At 46.4% G+C, this 19,701-nt stretch carries 18 protein-coding genes; 14 read left to right on the forward strand and 4 right to left on the reverse strand.

The features are described from left to right. The first annotated feature begins 60 nt into the window (after positions 1 to 60). The 4 genes from rsmB (at position 61) to VA249_RS14475 (ending at position 4,880) form a co-directional block, all read left to right on the forward strand. Entirely contained in the window at positions 61 to 1,344 is a 1,284-nt protein-coding gene (rsmB, locus tag VA249_RS14460) for a 16S rRNA (cytosine(967)-C(5))-methyltransferase RsmB (RefSeq protein WP_221068379.1), read from the forward strand. A gap of 64 nt (positions 1,345 to 1,408) precedes the next feature. Beyond that, positions 1,409 to 2,785: a Trk system potassium transporter TrkA gene (trkA, locus tag VA249_RS14465; RefSeq protein WP_221068380.1), complete on the forward strand. Its 1,377-nt coding sequence runs from the start codon at positions 1,409 to 1,411 to the stop codon at positions 2,783 to 2,785. A gap of 9 nt (positions 2,786 to 2,794) precedes the next feature. Next, positions 2,795 to 4,240 (forward strand): TrkH family potassium uptake protein, encoded by a 1,446-nt coding sequence (locus VA249_RS14470; protein ID WP_221068381.1) that lies wholly within the window; start codon positions 2,795 to 2,797, stop codon positions 4,238 to 4,240. A gap of 25 nt (positions 4,241 to 4,265) precedes the next feature. Continuing rightward, positions 4,266 to 4,880 carry a DUF3157 family protein gene (locus tag VA249_RS14475; protein ID WP_221068382.1) on the forward strand — a complete coding sequence of 205 codons (615 nt, stop codon included), beginning with the start codon at positions 4,266 to 4,268 and terminating at the stop codon, positions 4,878 to 4,880. 44 nt (positions 4,881 to 4,924) lie between these two features. On the opposite strand, the gene trhA is transcribed toward VA249_RS14475, so the two are convergent. Together trhA and VA249_RS14485 are read right to left on the reverse strand one after the other, a co-directional pair. Next, the gene (gene trhA / locus VA249_RS14480; RefSeq protein WP_128812168.1) at positions 4,925 to 5,578 is read right to left on the reverse strand and encodes a PAQR family membrane homeostasis protein TrhA; all 654 of its coding nucleotides are present in this window, start codon (positions 5,576 to 5,578) and stop codon (positions 4,925 to 4,927) included. Positions 5,579 to 5,650: 72 nt separating this feature from the next. Then, entirely contained in the window at positions 5,651 to 6,457 is an 807-nt protein-coding gene (locus VA249_RS14485; RefSeq protein WP_221068383.1) for a sporulation protein, read from the reverse strand. A 297-nt stretch (positions 6,458 to 6,754) separates the two neighbouring features. Between VA249_RS14485 and VA249_RS14490 the strand changes: the two genes are divergently transcribed. The 5 genes from VA249_RS14490 (at position 6,755) to VA249_RS14510 (ending at position 10,859) form a co-directional block, all read left to right on the forward strand. Further along, complete coding sequence (locus VA249_RS14490; protein ID WP_128812170.1) at positions 6,755 to 6,922, forward strand: hypothetical protein; 168 nt, start codon at positions 6,755 to 6,757, stop codon at positions 6,920 to 6,922. 123 nt (positions 6,923 to 7,045) lie between these two features. Then, positions 7,046 to 7,312: a YihD family protein gene (locus tag VA249_RS14495; RefSeq protein WP_128812172.1), complete on the forward strand. Its 267-nt coding sequence runs from the start codon at positions 7,046 to 7,048 to the stop codon at positions 7,310 to 7,312. 447 nt (positions 7,313 to 7,759) lie between these two features. Beyond that, positions 7,760 to 9,181: a cytochrome c oxidase accessory protein CcoG gene (ccoG, locus tag VA249_RS14500; protein WP_221068384.1), complete on the forward strand. Its 1,422-nt coding sequence runs from the start codon at positions 7,760 to 7,762 to the stop codon at positions 9,179 to 9,181. Positions 9,182 to 9,235: 54 nt separating this feature from the next. After that, complete coding sequence (locus tag VA249_RS14505) at positions 9,236 to 10,222, forward strand: serine/threonine protein kinase (protein ID WP_221069969.1); 987 nt, start codon at positions 9,236 to 9,238, stop codon at positions 10,220 to 10,222. A gap of 34 nt (positions 10,223 to 10,256) precedes the next feature. Continuing rightward, on the forward strand, positions 10,257 to 10,859 hold the full coding sequence (locus VA249_RS14510; RefSeq protein WP_221068385.1) for a thiol:disulfide interchange protein DsbA/DsbL: 603 nt from the start codon (positions 10,257 to 10,259) through the stop codon (positions 10,857 to 10,859). A 42-nt stretch (positions 10,860 to 10,901) separates the two neighbouring features. Here VA249_RS14510 and VA249_RS14515 read toward each other — a convergent pair whose 3' ends face one another. After that, positions 10,902 to 11,780 carry an acyltransferase gene (locus VA249_RS14515; protein WP_221068386.1) on the reverse strand — a complete coding sequence of 293 codons (879 nt, stop codon included), beginning with the start codon at positions 11,778 to 11,780 and terminating at the stop codon, positions 10,902 to 10,904. A 165-nt stretch (positions 11,781 to 11,945) separates the two neighbouring features. On the opposite strand from VA249_RS14515, the gene VA249_RS14520 reads away from it, so the two are divergent. Beyond that, the gene (locus VA249_RS14520) at positions 11,946 to 12,902 is read left to right on the forward strand and encodes a DUF2860 domain-containing protein (protein WP_128812174.1); all 957 of its coding nucleotides are present in this window, start codon (positions 11,946 to 11,948) and stop codon (positions 12,900 to 12,902) included. A 51-nt stretch (positions 12,903 to 12,953) separates the two neighbouring features. Here the strand turns inward: VA249_RS14520 and VA249_RS14525 are convergent, their stop codons facing one another. After that, positions 12,954 to 14,477, reverse strand: coding sequence for a YifB family Mg chelatase-like AAA ATPase (locus VA249_RS14525; RefSeq protein ID WP_221068387.1), 1,524 nt, complete (start codon positions 14,475 to 14,477; stop codon positions 12,954 to 12,956). A gap of 474 nt (positions 14,478 to 14,951) precedes the next feature. Between VA249_RS14525 and ilvG the strand changes: the two genes are divergently transcribed. The 4 genes from ilvG to ilvD are packed head-to-tail and all read left to right on the forward strand — an operon-like array spanning position 14,952 to position 19,700. After that, positions 14,952 to 16,598 (forward strand): acetolactate synthase 2 catalytic subunit, encoded by a 1,647-nt coding sequence (gene ilvG / locus VA249_RS14530; RefSeq protein WP_221068388.1) that lies wholly within the window; start codon positions 14,952 to 14,954, stop codon positions 16,596 to 16,598. A gap of 11 nt (positions 16,599 to 16,609) precedes the next feature. Then, entirely contained in the window at positions 16,610 to 16,894 is a 285-nt protein-coding gene (gene ilvM, locus VA249_RS14535) for an acetolactate synthase 2 small subunit (protein WP_005440786.1), read from the forward strand. Positions 16,895 to 16,906: 12 nt separating this feature from the next. Beyond that, positions 16,907 to 17,845, forward strand: coding sequence for a branched-chain-amino-acid transaminase (gene ilvE / locus VA249_RS14540; RefSeq protein ID WP_005429790.1), 939 nt, complete (start codon positions 16,907 to 16,909; stop codon positions 17,843 to 17,845). A gap of 13 nt (positions 17,846 to 17,858) precedes the next feature. Continuing rightward, entirely contained in the window at positions 17,859 to 19,700 is a 1,842-nt protein-coding gene (ilvD, locus tag VA249_RS14545) for a dihydroxy-acid dehydratase (RefSeq protein ID WP_221068389.1), read from the forward strand. Position 19,701 lies beyond the last annotated feature (1 nt).

The raw sequence follows: 19,701 nt of genomic DNA on the forward strand, positions 1-19,701 counted from the left end.
AACCAATAATACGAACTTTTAGAGGGCAGAGATGCCCTCCTTTACTTTAAGGTACTCATCATGAATGTTCGCGCTGCGGCTGCCAACGTCTTGTATCTTGTCGTCGACAAGGGCCACTCACTTTCAAGCGCCCTTCCAGCGGCTCAACAAAACATACGACCTCGTGACCATGCTCTGCTGCAAGAGATCTGTTACGGTGCTCTACGTTACCTTCCTCGCTTAGAAACCATTGCAAACCAACTGATGGACAAGCCTCTCAAAGGCAAGCAACGTGTCTTCCATCACCTTATTTTGGTTGGTATTTACCAACTAAGCTTCATGCGTATTCCTGCGCACGCTGCCGTGGGTGAAACGGTTGAAGGGACTACGGATTTAAAAGGTCCGCGTTTGCGTGGCCTTATCAACGCGGTACTGCGTAACTACCAACGCAATCAAGAAGAATTAGACCAAATTAGTGTGAGCAATAATGCGGGCAAATATGGTCATCCAGGATGGTTGTTAAAGCTATTACAAGACGCTTACCCACAACAATGGGAAAGCATTGTTGAAGCGAACAACCAGAAAGCGCCAATGTGGCTGCGTGTAAACCACCAGCACCACACTCGTGATGAGTACCTAGCGTTACTCAATAATGAGAACATTGATAGCACGCCTCACACTCAAGCAATGGATGCCTTAAAATTAGCGGCGCCATGCGATGTGATGAAACTACCGGGCTTTGAAAAAGGTTGGGTATCGGTACAAGATGCGGCGGCACAACTGTCGATTAACTACCTTGAACCAAAAGATGGTGACCTGATCCTAGACTGCTGTGCAGCTCCTGGTGGTAAAACAGCGCACATTCTTGAGCGTACGTCTGGCAGCGAAGTGGTTGCCATCGACTGCGATGACACACGCCTTAAACGTGTGCACGAAAACCTGAAGCGCCTCAACCTTCAGGCAAAAGTGGTTTGCGGCGATGCACGTCATCCTCAAGAATGGTGGCAAGGCGAACAATTTGATCGCATTTTGTTGGATGCACCGTGTTCGGCGACGGGCGTGATTCGTCGTCACCCAGATATCAAATGGCTACGTCGTGCTGATGATATTGCCGCACTTGCAGAGCTACAGAGCGAAATTTTCGACGCAATGTGGACGCAACTGAAACCTGGCGGCACCCTAGTTTACGCAACTTGTTCAATCACACCACAAGAAAACGTGGAACAAGTAAAAGCGTTCTTAGCACGTACTGCGGACGCGCAATTAGTGGACTCCGATCCAAAGCAACCTGGTCGTCAGATTCTACCAGGCGAAGGAGATATGGATGGTTTCTACTACGCAGTGCTAACAAAAAAACACGCGTAACAGCATGCTAAATAGGGCGATTGAAGTGAATTCAATCGCCTTTTTCAGATAACGAGTAAAGAGTATGAAGATCATTATTCTTGGTGCTGGTCAGGTTGGCGGCACACTGGCGGAAAATCTAGTTGGTGAGAACAACGACATCACCATCGTCGACAAAAATAGCGACCGACTGCGTGAGTTACAAGACAAATACGACCTACGAGTGGTTAACGGTCACGCCAGTCATCCAGACGTACTGCATGAAGCGGGTGCACAAGACGCCGATATGCTTGTCGCAGTAACCAACACCGATGAGACTAACATGGCAGCCTGTCAGGTTGCGTTCACTCTGTTCAATACCCCAAACCGTGTTGCACGTATTCGTTCTCCAGAGTATCTGGCAGAAAAAGAAGCCCTATTTAAGTCTGGAGCTATTCCTGTCGACCACCTTATCGCACCAGAAGAGCTGGTAACGAGCTACATCGAGCGCCTCATCCAATACCCAGGCGCACTGCAAGTGGTTAGCTTTGCCGAGCAGAAAGTCAGCCTAGTCGCCGTGAAAGCCTACTATGGTGGCCCATTGGTTGGTAACGCACTGTCTGCACTACGTGAGCACATGCCGCACATTGATACCCGTGTTGCTGCAATCTTCCGTCAGGGTCGTCCTATTCGTCCGCAAGGCACCACCATAATTGAAGCCGATGATGAAGTGTTCTTCGTGGCTGCAAGTAACCATATCCGCTCGGTGATGAGTGAGCTTCAGCGCCTCGAGAAACCTTACCGCCGCATCATGATTGTTGGTGGTGGTAACATCGGTGCAAGCTTGGCGAAACGCCTTGAACAAAGCTACAGCGTAAAGTTGATTGAACGCAACTACCAACGTGCAGAACAGTTATCAGAGCAACTAGAAAACACCATCGTCTTCTGTGGTGATGCGGCGGATCAAGAACTGCTTACCGAAGAAAACATCGACCAAGTAGATGTGTTCATCGCGTTAACTAACGAAGATGAAACCAATATCATGTCGGCGATGTTGGCAAAGCGCATGGGTGCGAAGAAAGTAATGGTACTTATCCAGCGTGGCGCTTATGTCGACCTTGTACAAGGCGGCGTGATTGATGTGGCGATATCTCCTCAACAAGCAACCATCTCTGCACTACTGACGCACGTTCGTCGTGCAGACATTGTTAACGTATCTTCTCTACGCCGCGGCGCAGCAGAAGCCATCGAGGCCGTTGCGCACGGTGACGAAACCACATCCAAAGTGGTGGGTCGCGCGATTGGCGATATCAAACTCCCACCAGGAACCACCATTGGTGCTATCGTTCGTGGCGAAGAAGTTCTTATCGCACACGACCGTACTGTCATCGAACAAGATGACCACGTAGTGATGTTCCTGGTCGACAAAAAATACGTACCAGACGTCGAAGCGCTGTTCCAGCCAAGTCCATTCTTCCTTTAGGATTTTCCTATGGTCAACTTACGTCCCGTACTGTTTGTTATCGGGCTGGTTTTATCCAAACTGGCCCTTTTTATGTACGTGCCGACTTTGGTCGCGTTTTTCACGGGTACAGGCGGGTTCCTTGATTTCGCCCAAGCCGTTGTTATAACTCACCTTGCCGCATTTATCTGTTTAACCATTGGCCGAACCGCCAATTTCAAACTCAGCGTACGCGATATGTTTCTCATCACCAGTTTGGTGTGGACCATCGCCAGTGCCTTTGCTGCACTCCCGTTTATTTTTATTAACCACATCAGCTTTACCGATGCCTACTTCGAAACCATGTCAGGCTTAACGACAACAGGTTCTACGGTATTAAGTGGCCTAGATGACATGGCTCCAAGTATCTTGCTATGGCGCTCTATCTTGCAATGGCTAGGGGGCATAGGCTTTATCGTTATGGCCGTCGCCATCCTACCGATGCTCAATGTCGGCGGCATGAAACTGTTCCAAACTGAATCGTCTGACTGGTCAGATAAAAGTAGCCCAAGAGCGAAGACGGTCGCTAAAAACATCGTATTGGTGTACTTGATGCTAACAGGCTTATGTATTGTGGGTTACTTGCTGACGGGCATGAACCTGTTCGAAGCCATTAACCATGCGTTTACGACCTTATCAACCGGCGGTTACTCCACATCAGACAGTTCAATGAATAACTTCTCTCACGGAGCCCATTGGGTCGCAACCGTATTCATGTTCTTAGGTGGTTTACCTTTCCTGCTCTTCGTCGCCGCTTTACGCAAACGCAGCCTGGATGCTTTATTGAAAGATGCACAGGTTCGCGGGTTTGGTTATCTGTTCTTGTTTTCAAGCTTAGTGGTTGCCGCTTGGTTGGTCATTCATAACGGCTACACTGTTCTTGATGCACTGCGCGTCTCTATGTTCAACGTTGTGTCTGTCGTAACAACAACAGGGTTTGGTCTTGATGACTTTACCGCTTGGGGCGCATTACCTGCGACGCTATTTGCATTTTTGCTAATGGCTGGCGCGTGTTCTGGCTCTACATCTGGAGGTATTAAAATCTTCCGCTTCCAGATTGCAATGACCTTATTAAACAAGCAAATAATGAAGCTCATTCACCCATCAGGCATTTTTGTCCAACGCTACAACCAACGACCAGTGAATGATGACATCGTGCGTTCTGTCGTCGCATTCGGCTTAATGTTCTTTATCACTATCATCTTTATCGCAGGGTGTTTGAGTGCGCTTGGCCTAGACCCTGTGACCAGTATTTCTGGCTCCATTACCGCAGTAGCGAACGTCGGGCCGGGGATGGGCACTAGGATTGGCCCTACTGGAAACTTTGCCTCATTGCCAGACACCGCCAAGTGGCTACTCAGCTTTGGTATGTTGATGGGCCGTCTGGAAATTTTGACTATTCTTGTTCTGTTCTTCCCTGCATTTTGGCGCCGATAAGCAGACTTAAATAAAAGGTATAACAATGAAAACATGGATCACTCTGGCGACTCTACTTGCCACTTCATCCGCTTACGCCGCAGAAGTGGTGAAATTAGCAGATGGTCGTGAAGTAAAATTGAACGATGACTTCACGTGGGAGTATGTTGTAAAGAAAGCGACACCAGAAACCACATTAGAGAAAGCAGAAGCGGTTGAAGCAGCGGCGGTTGCTGCATCAACAACAGCCTTAGAAGCCGTAACGGCTCCAGAAATAGCGACTATTCCAGTCGTTAACAAGAAAGTGGGCACCACCGTTGTCGTGAACGCGAAAAAGCCAACCATGCAGTTGTCTGATTCTGGAGTGGATGTGCTGATTGGTTCCGCCAGCTATGACGATGGTGAGTTGATACTACCAACCTCAATCACCAACCAAAGCTCTCAATCGGTGATTCAGGTGGAAGTAGAAGTACAAGTGTTCGATATGTCTGGCAAGCTGTTGGTGAAAGATAACATCACCGTTTGGCAATCCATCAAACGCATGGCGGATACTTACTTACGCCCACAACAAGCAGAGCAAGGCAAAGCAATTAAACTCGCGGTGCCACAATCGCAGCAATACCAATTCTCTGCCGAAGTTCTAGAAGTGAAAACGCGCTAATAGTTCACCATTTCTTTGTCGAGTTTATCCATTTGATTTCATCGTTAGATAGGCTCGACAAAGTAGTAAATGGCGAAGAAGTGGCACACACAACCCGCCAAGACAAAGCCATGCCAAATCGCGTGATTAAATGGAATCCGTTTAGCAACGTAGAAAATCACCCCAACCGAATACACCAACCCACCGACTGCCAATAGCGTCAAACCACCAATATCTAAATGAACAGCAAGTTGATAGATTACAATCAGCGACAACCACCCCATCACTAAATACGTCATCAGTGACAACTTCTTAAATCGATACACAAACGCGACTTTCATAATGATGCCGATTAGCGCGATGGTCCAAATCACCATCATCAACCCAATGGCCAATGGGGTACGCAGACTCACCAATAAAAACGGCGTGTAACTGCCCGCAATCAAAAGATAAATGGCGCAATGGTCGAAAGTTTTTAACCAACGTTTGGCCTGTGGATGAGGGATCGCATGATATAACGTAGAGGCCATAAACAGGACAATAATGCTAGAGCCATAAATTGCCATACTGGTCATAGTGAGAGTATCGGCTTGGTGATCGGCCGCTTTTATTAAAAGCAGTATCAAACCGACGATACCAAAGATCATCCCTATCCCGTGAGTGATCGAATTGGCCAGCTCTTCGCCCTGACTGTATTGAGCTTTCTGTGGTTCTGACATGAACACGCCTATACTAGAGTTTCGAATATTCACTCTAGTATGGCATATTAAGCGTACACGTGTAAGCCAAAATTAAGACTCTTGAACTGCTGTCGTTTGTTCAAGGTAATTCAACACTATTGGGCCGACGTTATCCAAATTAGTATTCACTGGAATGCTCAACTCTCGTTTGAGTTTTCCACTTCCTAATAAACTTGCCAACATGCCACTTACGCCACTTCGGGTACGATTAACTTCAAACCAGAGCTTTAGGTTTTGCTCATCACGGTGCGCGACAAATTCTAGTTCACGCCACACTCCATGATATGGTCCATCGATTGGTACCATCTCAAACTCTTGCACAAAAGGTAAGTCGAAGCCTTTTACTTCTTCACATTCAACCTGACGAATACGTAACCCCTGAGATTCTAAAGCCGACAAAATGGCATCCATAAGTGGGTCGGGTCTAACGGTAAGCGTGTCTTTGTCAGTCGGGTCAAGAGCCATGGCAACGTCCAAGCCGGTTTCTAACCACACTTTGGCATCACCGATAGTGACAGGGGTATTCCACGGTACATCAAGTTTGACTTCAAACGTTCGGTCTTCCCCGGGATGAATAGTAAACGCATAGGGAAGACTCCACTTCGCCAATACATACGTTTGTGGAATACGACGCATAGGGTTTGCTTCGCGAGCGCCCCGATCATCGGGAGCTTCTGCAATATAACGACAACACAGCTTGAGATCGATATTATCAATCGCTTGTTCTGTTGAGCCACCATACACGTGAATAGAAACGTCCATATTCTGACCGGGATAAAGCACGTCTTGGTTCAGGATAGAGTCCACCTTGGCACTGCCGATCCCAAAACTTGCAAGTGTCTTCTTCAAAAATGACATATGCACCTCCTTTGTCGAGATCTCATACTACTACTGCTGATCATGGGATCAAAATAGATTTTTTGCCTCAATTATCTCTATAAAACCACAAAATCCATACAATTCAACTGTTCAACTATCGACCAATTATTGGCGTAGTGCTAACCTATACTCGGTATGCATGCATATCATTATTCCTGATTCGTTATTTGGATTGGCGAAAGCCAGAAGAGCCACCCTTCAAGCAGTTGAAGCTCAACTCATAATGTTTCAGGCCATTAAATTGGCAATGGAAATGCCTGACAGTTAGGTAAAAGAATGCGCCCAACAACCGTCAGGTTCGCACAAACAAATCGTAGTGCAATGCGCCGTCGCAGTGGTTTTACTTCTGCGTTTAAGGCGAAACAAGTTGCGCCAACAATGACTCTGGTTGAGAAGACAGCGATTGTACCAAGTGTTCCAAACAAAGTTATTAAAGCAGCTTAATTAAAAAGCGCGGTCTATTGCCGCGCTTTTTTCTTTCCTCATACTCTTTTCTTATTTGGTCTTCGCCGAGCAATTTGATACCTTTAATAACAAATAACACCTATAAAGATTGTGGAGAAAGAAATGAAGTGTCATCGAATTGAAGAGTTGCTTGAGCTAATTGAGCCAGAGTGGCATAAAGACCAAGAAATGAACCTATTACAGTTCATTGTTAAACTGGCAAATGAAGCAGGTTACACAGGAAAACTGGAAGATCTTACGGACGATGTACTGATCTATCACCTGAAAATGCGCAACAGCGACAAAGATGAAATGATCCCTGGTCTGAAAAAAGACCAAGAAGATGACTTTAAAACCGCAATCTTACGTGCGCGCGGCATCATCGAATAATCGTATCAACAACGAACTCTTTTCTAAGCGACTCAATTGAGTCGCTTTTTTGTCACTCATCAATCAGTAACACCAATCACAATCAATAACTGTTCAGAATTCGCGCAGAAAAACGCTTGAGAATAAGGCTAACAGTTTCGAGAAGTCATTATTTTGCAATCAAAATTTTAAACAGCGTTAAGCAAGCAACAATAACCCGTTATTGTCGACAATTGGCATACGTTAACTTACCTAACTTTTGTTGTTAAACGTTGACTGCGTTAAAGAAACGCAATTGTTATTGAATGTATAATCGCCGTTCATCAGTTATTGCTAAAATAATTCTGTTCACCTATCAAACTTATAGTCAAATATGAGTAGAAACATGAGCAGCACAGCAATGTTCTCGAGTGATATCACTAGAAATGTCACCGTACAGTATAAACGTGCCGAAAGAAGGATGTGTGCATGAGTCAGGATAAAATCGATATCAAAGATGTGACTCCCGAAACGTTTAACCCCAAGACCCACAAAGGAAAAGGGGATCGTTTTAACCCAAGCAATCAAATCTATGTGCGAGAAAGTAAAGGCACCTATCAAAAACTACGCCGTTATGGTGGCTGGTTTTTACTGCTATTATTTGCTTTGGTTCCATGGATTCCATATGGCGAACGCCAAGCCATTTTGCTAGACATCGGTAACCAACAGTTCAATTTCTTTGGCACAACGCTATACCCACAAGACCTCACGCTACTTGCGCTGTTATTTGTAATAGCAGCATTTGGCTTATTCTTTATCACCACATTCTTAGGTCGAGTTTGGTGTGGCTATCTTTGTCCGCAAACAGTCTGGACTTTCATATACATCTGGTTTGAAGAAAAACTGGAAGGCAGTGCCAACAAGCGCCGCAAACAAGACTCCAACAAACTGACCGCCAATTTGGCGATGCGAAAGACCGTTAAACATATTGCTTGGTTTGCCATTGCGCTCGCCACTGGTTTTACCTTTGTTGGCTATTTTGTTCCTATGAAGCAATTAGTGATCGACTTTTTCACCTTTAATGCTGAGTTCTGGCCAGTCTTTTGGGTGATGTTCTTTGCTATATGTACTTACGGTAATGCTGGGTGGATGCGCTCGATCATGTGTATTCATATGTGCCCTTATGCGCGCTTCCAATCCGCAATGTTCGATAAGGACACGTTTATTGTTGGCTATGACACAAACCGCGGTGAGCAACGTGGCCCTCGTTCTCGCAAAGCCGATCCAAAGCAACTCGGCTTAGGGGACTGTATCGACTGTGATTTGTGTGTTCAGGTTTGCCCAACAGGCATCGATATCCGCGATGGTCTCCAGTATGAGTGTATCAACTGTGGTGCATGTATTGATGCGTGTGACAAAACCATGGAACGAATGGGGTATGAAAAAGGCCTTATCAACTACACCACCGAGCATCGCCTATCCGGTAAAAGCACCAAGATCATGCGTCCAAAATTACTTGGCTATGGTGCGGTATTGCTGGTGATGATTGGTTTGTTCTTCTTACAAGTTGCTTCTGTTGACCCAGCTGGCATGAGCGTACTGCGAGATCGCAACCAACTGTTCAGAGTCAACAGCGCTGGAGAGGTAGAAAATACCTACACCCTCAAAGTGATCAACAAAACTCAGCAAGTACAAGAGTACACCCTGAATGTGGAAGGTTTGAATGATGTGAGTTGGTACGGAAAACAAACTATCTATGTAGAACCTGGTGAAGTTCTCAATTTACCAATGAGCCTTGGCGCCGATCCTGACAAGCTAAGCTCTGCGATCACAACAATTCAGTTTATACTCACGAATAAGAGCAATGAATTCACTATCGAAGTAGAGAGCCGTTTTATCAAACAGTTATAGATTCGACTTCGACAATCAATGGAAAAGGGCTCAGTAATGAGCCTTTTTATTTATATGTCCCAAGGTACCTTTAACTTCGACGCTCTGACTCCAGACTTCATGTGGTACGCGCTGGAAAGCATCGGCATTCGAGCAGAGTCAGGTTTTTTACCGCTCAATAGCTACGAGAACCGTGTTTATCAGTTTACCGATGAAGAGCGTCAACGCTATGTGGTCAAGTTCTACCGACCAGAGCGCTGGAGCAATGAGCAAATTCAAGAAGAGCACGATTTCACGCTTGAGTTGATCGATAACGAAATTCCTGTTGCACCGCCCGTTCGCATTAATGAGCAAACTCTGCATCACTATCAAGGTTACAGCTTTGCTTTGTTTGAGAGCGTTGGTGGTCGTCAGTTTGAAGTCGATAACCTAGACCAACTAGAGGGCGTAGGCCGCTTTCTTGGTCGTATTCATAAGGTCGGTAGCCGACAAGCATTCCAACATCGCCCAACGATTAGCTTGCAAGAGTACCTCTACCAACCAAAAGAGATTCTGCAAAACGCCAACATGATCCCAATGCATTTGGAAAACAGCTTCTTCAATGATTTAGATATGCTGATCAAATCCATTGAGAGTCATTGGCAAAGCAGCTTTGACACGATTCGGCTGCACGGCGACTGTCATCCAGGCAACATTTTATGGCGTGATGGTCCGATGTTTGTCGATTTAGATGACTCGCGTAACGGCCCTGCGGTACAAGATTTGTGGATGCTACTCAGTGGTGAGCGTCAAGATAAATTGATGCAACTCGATATCCTATTGGAGGGGTATCAAGAGTTTTGCGATTTTAACTCAGCAGAGCTGAAACTAATTGAGCCTCTTCGCGGTCTACGAATGGTCCACTATATGGCATGGCTAACAAAACGTTGGCATGACCCGGCATTTCCGCTCGCTTTTCCATGGTTCAATGAGCCAAAATACTGGGAAGGTCAGGTCCTTGCATTTAAAGAACAGATTGCCAACTTAGAAGAAGCACCCTTGTCTTTAATGCCTCAATGGTAAGTCAGACCGAACATTTCAAAATGGAGATAATTAAATGAAAAAGCTGTTCGCACTGTTTTCTATGCTAATGCTGAGCCTATCGGCACATGCAGCGCAATTCAAAGAAGGTGAACATTACAAAGTATTGGATTTAGAGGCATCGAAAAAGCCGCTAGTCACCGAGTTCTTCTCTTTCTACTGCCCACACTGCCATACCTTTGAACCTATCATTCAACAGTTAAAGCAGCAACTACCTGAGGGCGTGAAGCTACAAAAAAACCATGTGTCGTTTATGGGTGGCAACATGGGGCCATCAATGAGCAAAGCTTACGCCACTATGGTTGCTCTTAAGATTGAAGACAAGATGGTGCCAGTAATGTTTAACCGCATTCAAAACATGCGTAAAGCACCACGTGACGATGCAGAGCTTCGCCAAATCTTCATAGACGAAGGTGTGGATGAGAAGAAATTTGATGCTGCATTTAAAGGCTTTGCGGTAGATTCAATGGTTCGCCGCATGGACAAGCAATTTGAAAGCAGCGGTCTAACAGGCGTTCCAGCCGTCATCGTTAACAACAAATACCTTGTTCAAGCACAGGGCATCAAGTCGATGGACGAATACTTCGCACTAGTAAACTACTTACTCACACTGAAGTAACTTAGACAAACATAAAAATGGGGAGCATAGTGCTCCCCATTTTTATTTGTGAATGTCTTGAAGTAATTGATCTTTCTCTTGCCACACGTCCCCCAACCACTTCTGAAACTGACGCTTATATGACTTGTCATTAAAGTAATCGCCCAATACGCGTTCATCGACAGGTAACACATTAACGCGCACAACGATTTTCGTCATGCGGCCCATCAATACATCCTTAAATGGCTTACCCCTATTCTCTGGATAGGCCAATGTCACATCAATGATGCTCTCAAACTGATCCCCCATCGCGGCCAATGTATAAGCGATCCCACCCGATTTTGGCGCCAATAAATGTTGATAGCTAGCACGGCTTCGATTCTGTTTTTCTACCGTGAAACGCGTGCCCTCGACGTAATTTACAACCGTGGTTGGAGTATGCTTGAACTTGGCACATGAGCGACGTGTCGTTTGCAAATCCTGCCCACGCTTGCCAGGATTACGAAGCAAATACTCACGAGAATAACGACGCATAAATGGCATATCGAGCGCCCAGCAAGCTAAACCAATAAACGGCACATACAATAATTGCTGCTTGAGGAAAAACTTTGGCATCGGAATGCGATCTTTAAACACGCAACACAGTACAACAATATCAGTCCAACTAAGATGATTACTGATCAACAAATACCAACCATCTTTTTTTAAATGCTCTCCGCCTTGAACATCCCATTCAATCCGATTCGAGAGTGAAAGAATGCCGGCATTAATGGTTGCCCATACCCACATAACTTTGTTGGCTAACTCTGTTCCTTTGGCTTTAAGCTTCGGTGTAGGTAGCAAAAGCTTAAAAATGGCAAGGATACAAATTGTGATAGAACAAACCGCAGAATTAATAATCACAAAAGAAACGTTAAAAATAAGTAACAAATATGCCAACATGGTACCCAATCAGTAATTCGCGCGCATGGACAATAAAACAGCGTGTAATTATACGAATCCGCTGACACATTGGAATATGTGTAAGAATGGTCAGATTTGTTTTCATGATAAAAAAGTGAACTCATGCTCAAAAAGCTCTTCATTCGACATACAAGGAGAACGCGAATGAAATCAAGGTTAGCCATAATCCCATTGGCTTTCATCGTCAGCTCAGTGCAGGCTCAACTTGCAGAAACCGCTGGTTTTAGTGGTGAAGTTTCCTTAAATGCAGGTTTTATCTCATCAAAATCTCATTTTAATACTGACAACAGCAGCACCATTAACTCACTCAACGATAGCGCCGAAAGTGACGGTTCTTTTATCGCAGCTCCTCTTGGCAACGCCGCGTATACTTGGGGCTCCAAACTGAACCAACAAGTCTATGTCGGTACCACCCGTTCAGACATCGCCATTGGTACATTAGCATTCCAACTTGGCTACAAATATCAGCTCAGCTCAGGTACCGTTCTCGACTTTTCTTACTTACCCACTATCTTAGATGGGGAAACTTGGCAAAACCCTTACCTCACGAACCAGACAAGAAAGACCACTGATGAGGGTGGTAATGCATTTCGTTTCCAAATCAACCGCTTCTTACATGACAACTTTAACCTTGATTTGGCGTATGCAGATAAAGATGTAAAAAAGGATACGGTGATAGACCCATCACTGGCGCGTGACGCCAAGATTTACCACATTAAAGGCGATTACCGAATTCCACTCAGTCGTACATCAATGCTTCAACCTGCATTTACCTACGTTCATCATGATGCCGATGGCGATGCAGAATCTTTTGACTCATATGGGTTCGATTTAAGCTTATTCCAGTTCATCAATCGACACAGTATTGCTTTAACAGCAGGCTACAAGATCAAAGATTTTGAATCTGCTAGCAGCACTTTTGGTAAAACTCGTGATGACGATCAATTGAGTTTGTTTGCTGCCTACGAATTTAAAGACGTATTTGATTGGCAAGATTGGTCTTTTATTTCACTCGCGGGCTTCAGTAGCACCAACTCCAATATCACGTTCTATGATGAGGAGCAGTACCTCCTATCTTTGGGCTTGAACTACACTTTCTAACTTATCTTTGCAGCGAGTTTGACAGGGCTCGCTGCATCTTCAATCCCGCATTTATACGGCTTGTGCCGTCAGCTGTTTAAGCAATCGGTCCATCGCACGGTAACCTAACGCTTCAGCTAAATGAGAACGTTCAATTTGCTCTGAACTTTCAAGATCCGCGATCGTTCGAGCCACTTTAATAATGCGGTGATAAGCACGAATCGAGAGTCCAAGTCGATGAAGTGCATTCTCTAAAAACTCTGCATCGTTTTTTTGCAAAGGGCAAAAAGCTTCTATCTCGCGGCTTCCTAGCAACGCATTCACCTTACCATTGCGATTAAGCATACACTCCCTAGCTTGATTCACTCGCTCTTTTACAACTGCCGTTGGTTCACCTCTATCCCCACCCTCTACAAGCGTCCCTTTCGGAAGAGACGGTATTTCTAAAGACATATCAAAACGATCAAGCAGCGGGCCAGATAAACGACTAAGATAACGCAAAATAGCCTGAGGATTGGTCCGTGCTTGATTACCCTCGTAATACCCTGTGGGGCTTGGATTGAGTGCCCCAATCAATTGAAAACGAGCAGGAAAACGTGTCTTACCTTGCGCTCGAGAAATAATGATTTCGCCTGACTCTAACGGTTCTCGCAAAGAGTCGAGCACCTTGCGATCAAATTCGGGCATTTCATCTAAGAACAATAATCCGTTGTGTGCCAAAGAAATCTCTCCAGGTCGAGGGACAGATCCTCCCCCAACCAACGCAGCCATTGAACTTGAATGATGCGGACTACGCAGCGGCCGTGTTTTCCAATTGTGCTCGTTGATTTCACTTTGAGTCAATGAGGCTACGGACGCGGTATCCATCGCTTCTTCGTCAGTCATTTCGGGCAATAAATCACACAGTCGCGAAGCCAGCATGGTTTTACCTGTACCAGGTGGGCCAAGAAAAAGCAGGTTATGGTTTCCCGCTGCCGCAATTTCTAATGCCCGCTTTCCCTGTTGTTGACCAATAATATCTTGCAAATCTCGGCCATGATGTTCCACGACATGGCGCTTAGACGTTTGGTGCAATTCAAGACGGTGTTGACCGCAAAGTTCCGCGCAAACTTCAAGTAACGACAGGGCCGATTTGTGTTGTTCTTTCCCAACTAAAGCCGCTTGATCGCCGTTGTCATGAGGTACCACTAAATGACGCTGACTTTTATTTGCGGCAAGAGCCGCCGGAAGAACGCCTTTTACTGGTCTCAAACCACCAGAAAGCGCAAGTTCACCAACAAATTCGTAATTTTTGAGGGTATTTGTCGCAATTTGCTCTGAAGCAGCCAAAATACCCAAGGCGATAGGTAAGTCAAACCTCCCTCCCTCTTTAGGCAGGTCAGCAGGCGCTAGATTGACCGTAATTCTCTTAGCAGGAAACTGAAAGTTCGAGTTAATAATAGCGCTACGGACCCTATCTTTAGATTCCTTAACGGTAGTCTCAGGCAACCCGACTAGCGTAAACCCGGGCATTCCATTACTAATGTGAACCTCCACGCTTACTGAGGGCGCTTGCACTCCCACACTTGCCCGACTATGAATGATCGCCAGCCCCATAATTCCCTCATTTCTCTGTACGTTATACAACCAGATGTTTTCTATATATATATGTTATATACCGTGTCCAGATGGTGACGAAATGTGAAAAAAGAATGACTTTTTGCTTGTCATGCAGCAGATTTGTGTGTTACCACTAGTGACGCAAACAATTTCGTAGAACATTACACAATAAAATTTAACGAAAGAACGACAGACAGATGAACTCATTCGCTCACATCAACTCACTGCTAGCCCTGATTATCGTGGTCATTATTGGCACCGCGCGGGGTATTGTGGGCGAAAGATAACCACACAATAAAAAAAACCCCCGCACTGAAAAGTCCGGGGGTTTTTTTACAACTAGGTTTTTACAGCTAATAGGTTGTCATCTGTCTAACCATCGGACAGCTTAACGGGAAGAATGGGAGTGCACATGAAGTGCAAAACACATGGCGATAGCTACGAGCCACAACGTAGCAAAGGAGGTTTACGATGACAGGAGCACAACTTGTCGTAGCCGCTTTAAGACAGCAAGGCATCAAGACCGTATTTGGCTATCCTGGTGGAGCCATCATGCCAATATACGATGCATTGTATGACGGTGGTGTAGAACACATCTTATGCCGTCATGAGCAAGGAGCCGCAATGGCCGCCATCGGAATGGCTCGTTCGACACAAGACGTTGCCGTTTGTATGGCCACTTCCGGACCAGGGGCCACCAACCTTGTTACTGGCCTTGCCGATGCTTTTCTCGATTCCGTTCCTCTCGTCGCCATTACTGGCCAGGTTGCAAGTTCTCATATTGGTACTGATGCTTTCCAAGAAATGGATGTGATCGGAATGTCTCTAGCCTGCACCAAACACAGTTATCTAGTGACCGAGATTGAAGACCTTGCCCCAACGCTAGCCGAAGCGTTCGAAGTAGCCAAAACGGGTCGTCCTGGTCCAGTGATTGTCGATATCGCCAAAGACGTTCAGCTCGCCCAAGCACCAACCGAATTACTGCCTCCTTTTGTTCCACCAGCTGCTCCATTAGCGAGTGACGCCGATATCCAGCGAGCTCAAGAAGTACTATCCGCTTCAACTCGTCCGGTTTTATACGTCGGTGGTGGTGTACAAATTGCCAAAGCGACAGACTCAGTACGCGAGTTTCTACGCTTAAACCCAATGCCTGCGGTAAGCACACTAAAAGGTTTGGGTACCATTGAACGACACGACCCACACTATCTAGGCATGTTGGGTATGCACGGCACCAAAGCTGCCAACCTAGTGGTTCAAGAGTGTGACCTTTTAATCGTGGTTGGGGCACGTTTTGATGACCGAGTGACGGGTAAGCTCGACACGTTTGCACCCAATGCCAAAGTCATCCATATCGATATCGATGCGGCTGAAATTCATAAGCTACGCCATGCCAATGCACCACTTCGTGGTGAGATCAGCAAGATTCTTCCTCTATTAGAGCTAACTCAAGACATCACCCCTTGGGTACATCACAGTGAAAGCCTACGAAGCGGATTCAAATGGCGTTACGACCACCCGGGCGAGTTGATTTACGCACCACTGCTACTTAAACAGTTGTCAAACATGATGCCGGATAGCTCAATGGTTTCGACCGATGTAGGTCAACATCAGATGTGGGCAGCACAACACATCCAACCGCGCGATCCGCAAAACTTCATCACTTCTGCTGGCCTTGGCACCATGGGCTTTGGCTTACCAGCGGCGATGGGCGCTGCAGTCGCACGTCCTGATGATCAGTCTATCCTTATTACAGGTGACGGCTCATTTATGATGAACGTGCAGGAATTGGGCACGCTGAAGCGTCGTCAGATCCCAGTGAAGATTGTCCTTCTTAATAACCAACGTCTTGGCATGGTTCGCCAATGGCAGTCGCTGTTCTTTGATGGCCGCCACAGCGAAACCATTCTTGATGACAACCCAGACTTCGTGATGCTTGCCAAAGCGTTCGATATCCCGGGCAAAACCATCACCAAGAAAGAAGAAGTCGAACCGGCTCTCAAAGAGATGCTAGAAAGTAAGACTTCTTACATGCTTCACGTTTTAATCGACGAAGAAGAGAACGTGTGGCCACTTGTACCACCTGGTGCATCAAACAGTGATATGTTGGAAAACACTTAGGAGACAATCGCATGGACAGATATTTACTCGACATCAAAGCCGATGATAAACCGGTATTGTTGGAGCGCGTTCTTCGTGTGATTCGTCACCGAGGCTTTGTGATCAAACAAGTCGCTGCTACCCAAAACCACGAAAGCAAAGTAGCCAGCGTCGAGATCATCGTCGACAGCGATCGACCTATCTCGTTTTTGGTCAATCAAATTGAGAAGTTGTGGGACATTCGCACCGTTGAGGTACTTAAGATCCGCAACGATGAACTCCCAAATCACAACTTACAACAACACGTGAGTGCATAAGGAAGGCAATAAATGGCAACGAAAACTGCAGATTTCATTTGGTTTAATGGTGAGATGGTTCCGTGGGCAGAGGCGAACGTTCACGTTCTGACTCACGCAATGCACTACGGCACCTCTGTATTTGAAGGCGTACGCTGCTACAACACGCCAAAAGGACCAATTGTTTTCCGTCACCGTGAGCATGCACAACGTTTAAAAGACTCTGCCAAGATTTACCGCTTCCCGATCCCATTCTCTGTAGAAGAAATCATGGAAGCAACACGCGAAACCCTTCGCCAGAACAAACTCGACAGTGCTTACATTCGTCCATTGGGTTTTGTCGGTAATGTTGGCTTAGGCGTATGTCCTCCAGTTGGCACAGAGATGGACCTGATCATTGCGGCTTTCCCTTGGGGATCTTACTTGGGTGAAGAAGCGCTAGAAGCTGGCGTTGATGCCATGATTTCAAGCTGGAACCGTGCAGCACCAAATACCATCCCTACTGCGGCTAAAGCAGGCGGTAACTACCTATCTTCACTGTTGGTTGGCGGTGAAGCACGTCGTCACGGTTACGACGAGGGTATCGCTCTGAGCGTCGATGGTTATCTATCGGAAGGGGCGGGTGAAAACATCTTTGTTATCAAAGACGGCGTGATCACCACACCACCAGCAACCAGTGCAATTTTGCCGGGCATCACTCGTGATTCAATCATGACCATCGCACGCGATAAAGGTTATGAAGTGCGCGAAGCGAACATTGCGCGTGAAGCACTTTACCTTGCCGATGAAGTCTTTATGACAGGTACCGCAGCCGAAGTTGTGCCAGTAGCAACCATCGACAAAATTGAAGTGGGCACCGGTAAACGCGGCCCAATCACTAAAGAACTGCAAGCGGCCTACTTTGGCCTATTTAACGGCACCACAGAAGATAAGTGGGGCTGGTTAGACTATGTGTACCCAGAACAGAAGTAAGAAGGATTAGGAAATGCCAAAATATAGATCAGCTACCACCACACATGGTCGTAACATGGCGGGGGCTCGCGCACTGTGGCGTGCAACCGGCGTAAAAGATGAAGACTTCGGTAAGCCAATCATCGCTGTTGTAAACTCGTTTACTCAATTTGTTCCGGGTCACGTACACCTAAAAGACATGGGTCAGCTTGTAGCACGTGAAATCGAAAAAGCCGGCGGCATCGCTAAAGAATTCAATACCATCGCGGTTGATGATGGTATCGCAATGGGTCACGGCGGTATGCTGTACTCACTGCCATCTCGTGAACTGATCGCTGACTCTGTGGAGTACATGGTGAACGCACACTGTGCTGATGCGATGGTGTGTATCTCTAACTGTGACAAAATCACTCCGGGAATGTTGATGGCATCTATGCGTCTTAACATCCCTGTTATCTTTGTCTCTGGTGGCCCGATGGAAGCGGGTAAAACCAAGCTTTCAGATCAGATCATCAAGCTAGACCTTGTTGATGCAATGATCCAAGGCGCGGATCCAAAAGTGTCTGATGAGCAAAGCGAGCAGATCGAGCGCAGTGCATGTCCAACTTGTGGATCGTGTTCAGGCATGTTTACCGCAAACTCGATGAACTGCCTAACGGAAGCACTGGGTCTTTCTCAACCTGGCAACGGCTCTATGCTGGCAACGCACGCAGACCGTGAACAACTGTTCCTTAATGCAGGTCGTCGTATCGTTGAACTGACTCGTCGTTACTACGAACAAGATGACGAATCAGCACTGCCACGCAACATCGCTACGTTTGATGCGTTCGAAAACGCGATGGCACTGGATATTGCAATGGGTGGCTCGACCAACACCATTTTGCACCTATTAGCTGCGGCGCAAGAAGGTGAAGTGGATTTCGATATGGAAGATATCGATCGCCTGTCTCGCCAAGTGCCACACTTGTGTAAAGTGGCACCATCTACCCAGAAATATCATATGGAAGACGTGCACCGCGCTGGTGGTGTAATGGCAATCCTTGGCGAATTAGATCGTGCGGGCTTACTCCACAATGATGCGCGTACCGTACTTGGTCTTTCAATGAAAGAACAGCTGGCGAAATACGACATCATTCAAACAGAAGACGAAGACGTACTTAAGTTCTTCCGAGCTGGCCCTGCTGGCATTCGTACCACTCAAGCTTTCTCACAAGACTGTCGCTGGGATCGTCTTGATGACGACCGTGCAGAAGGTTGTATTCGCACCAAAGAAAACGCCTTTAGCCAAGAAGGTGGTCTAGCCGTTCTATCAGGCAACATCGCACTGGATGGCTGTATCGTTAAAACAGCAGGCGTTGATGAGAGCATTCATAAGTTCACAGGCCCTGCCGTAGTATTTGAAAGCCAAGAAGACGCCGTAGAAGGCATCTTGGGTGGCAAAGTAAAAGCAGGCGATGTGGTTGTTATCCGCTACGAAGGTCCTAAAGGTGGTCCGGGCATGCAAGAAATGCTTTACCCAACCACTTACCTAAAATCAATGGGTCTTGGTAAAGAGTGCGCGCTTCTAACTGACGGTCGTTTCTCTGGCGGAACATCAGGTCTATCTATCGGTCACGCCTCTCCAGAAGCCGCAAACGGCGGTGCTATTGGTTTGGTTAAACAAGGCGATATGATCGCGATTGATATTCCAAACCGTTCAATTTCACTCCAAGTTTCTGAACAAGAACTTGCTGAGCGCCGTGCAAAACAAGACGAGCTAGGCTGGAAACCTGTTGACCGCCAACGTGAAGTTTCATTTGCACTCAAAGCGTACGCAAGTATGGCGACCAGTGCTGACAAAGGCGCGGTACGAGACAAGTCGAAGCTAGAGGGTTAGC

This window comes from Vibrio alfacsensis, from assembly GCF_019670485.1.
Lineage (GTDB): Bacteria > Pseudomonadota > Gammaproteobacteria > Enterobacterales > Vibrionaceae > Vibrio > Vibrio alfacsensis.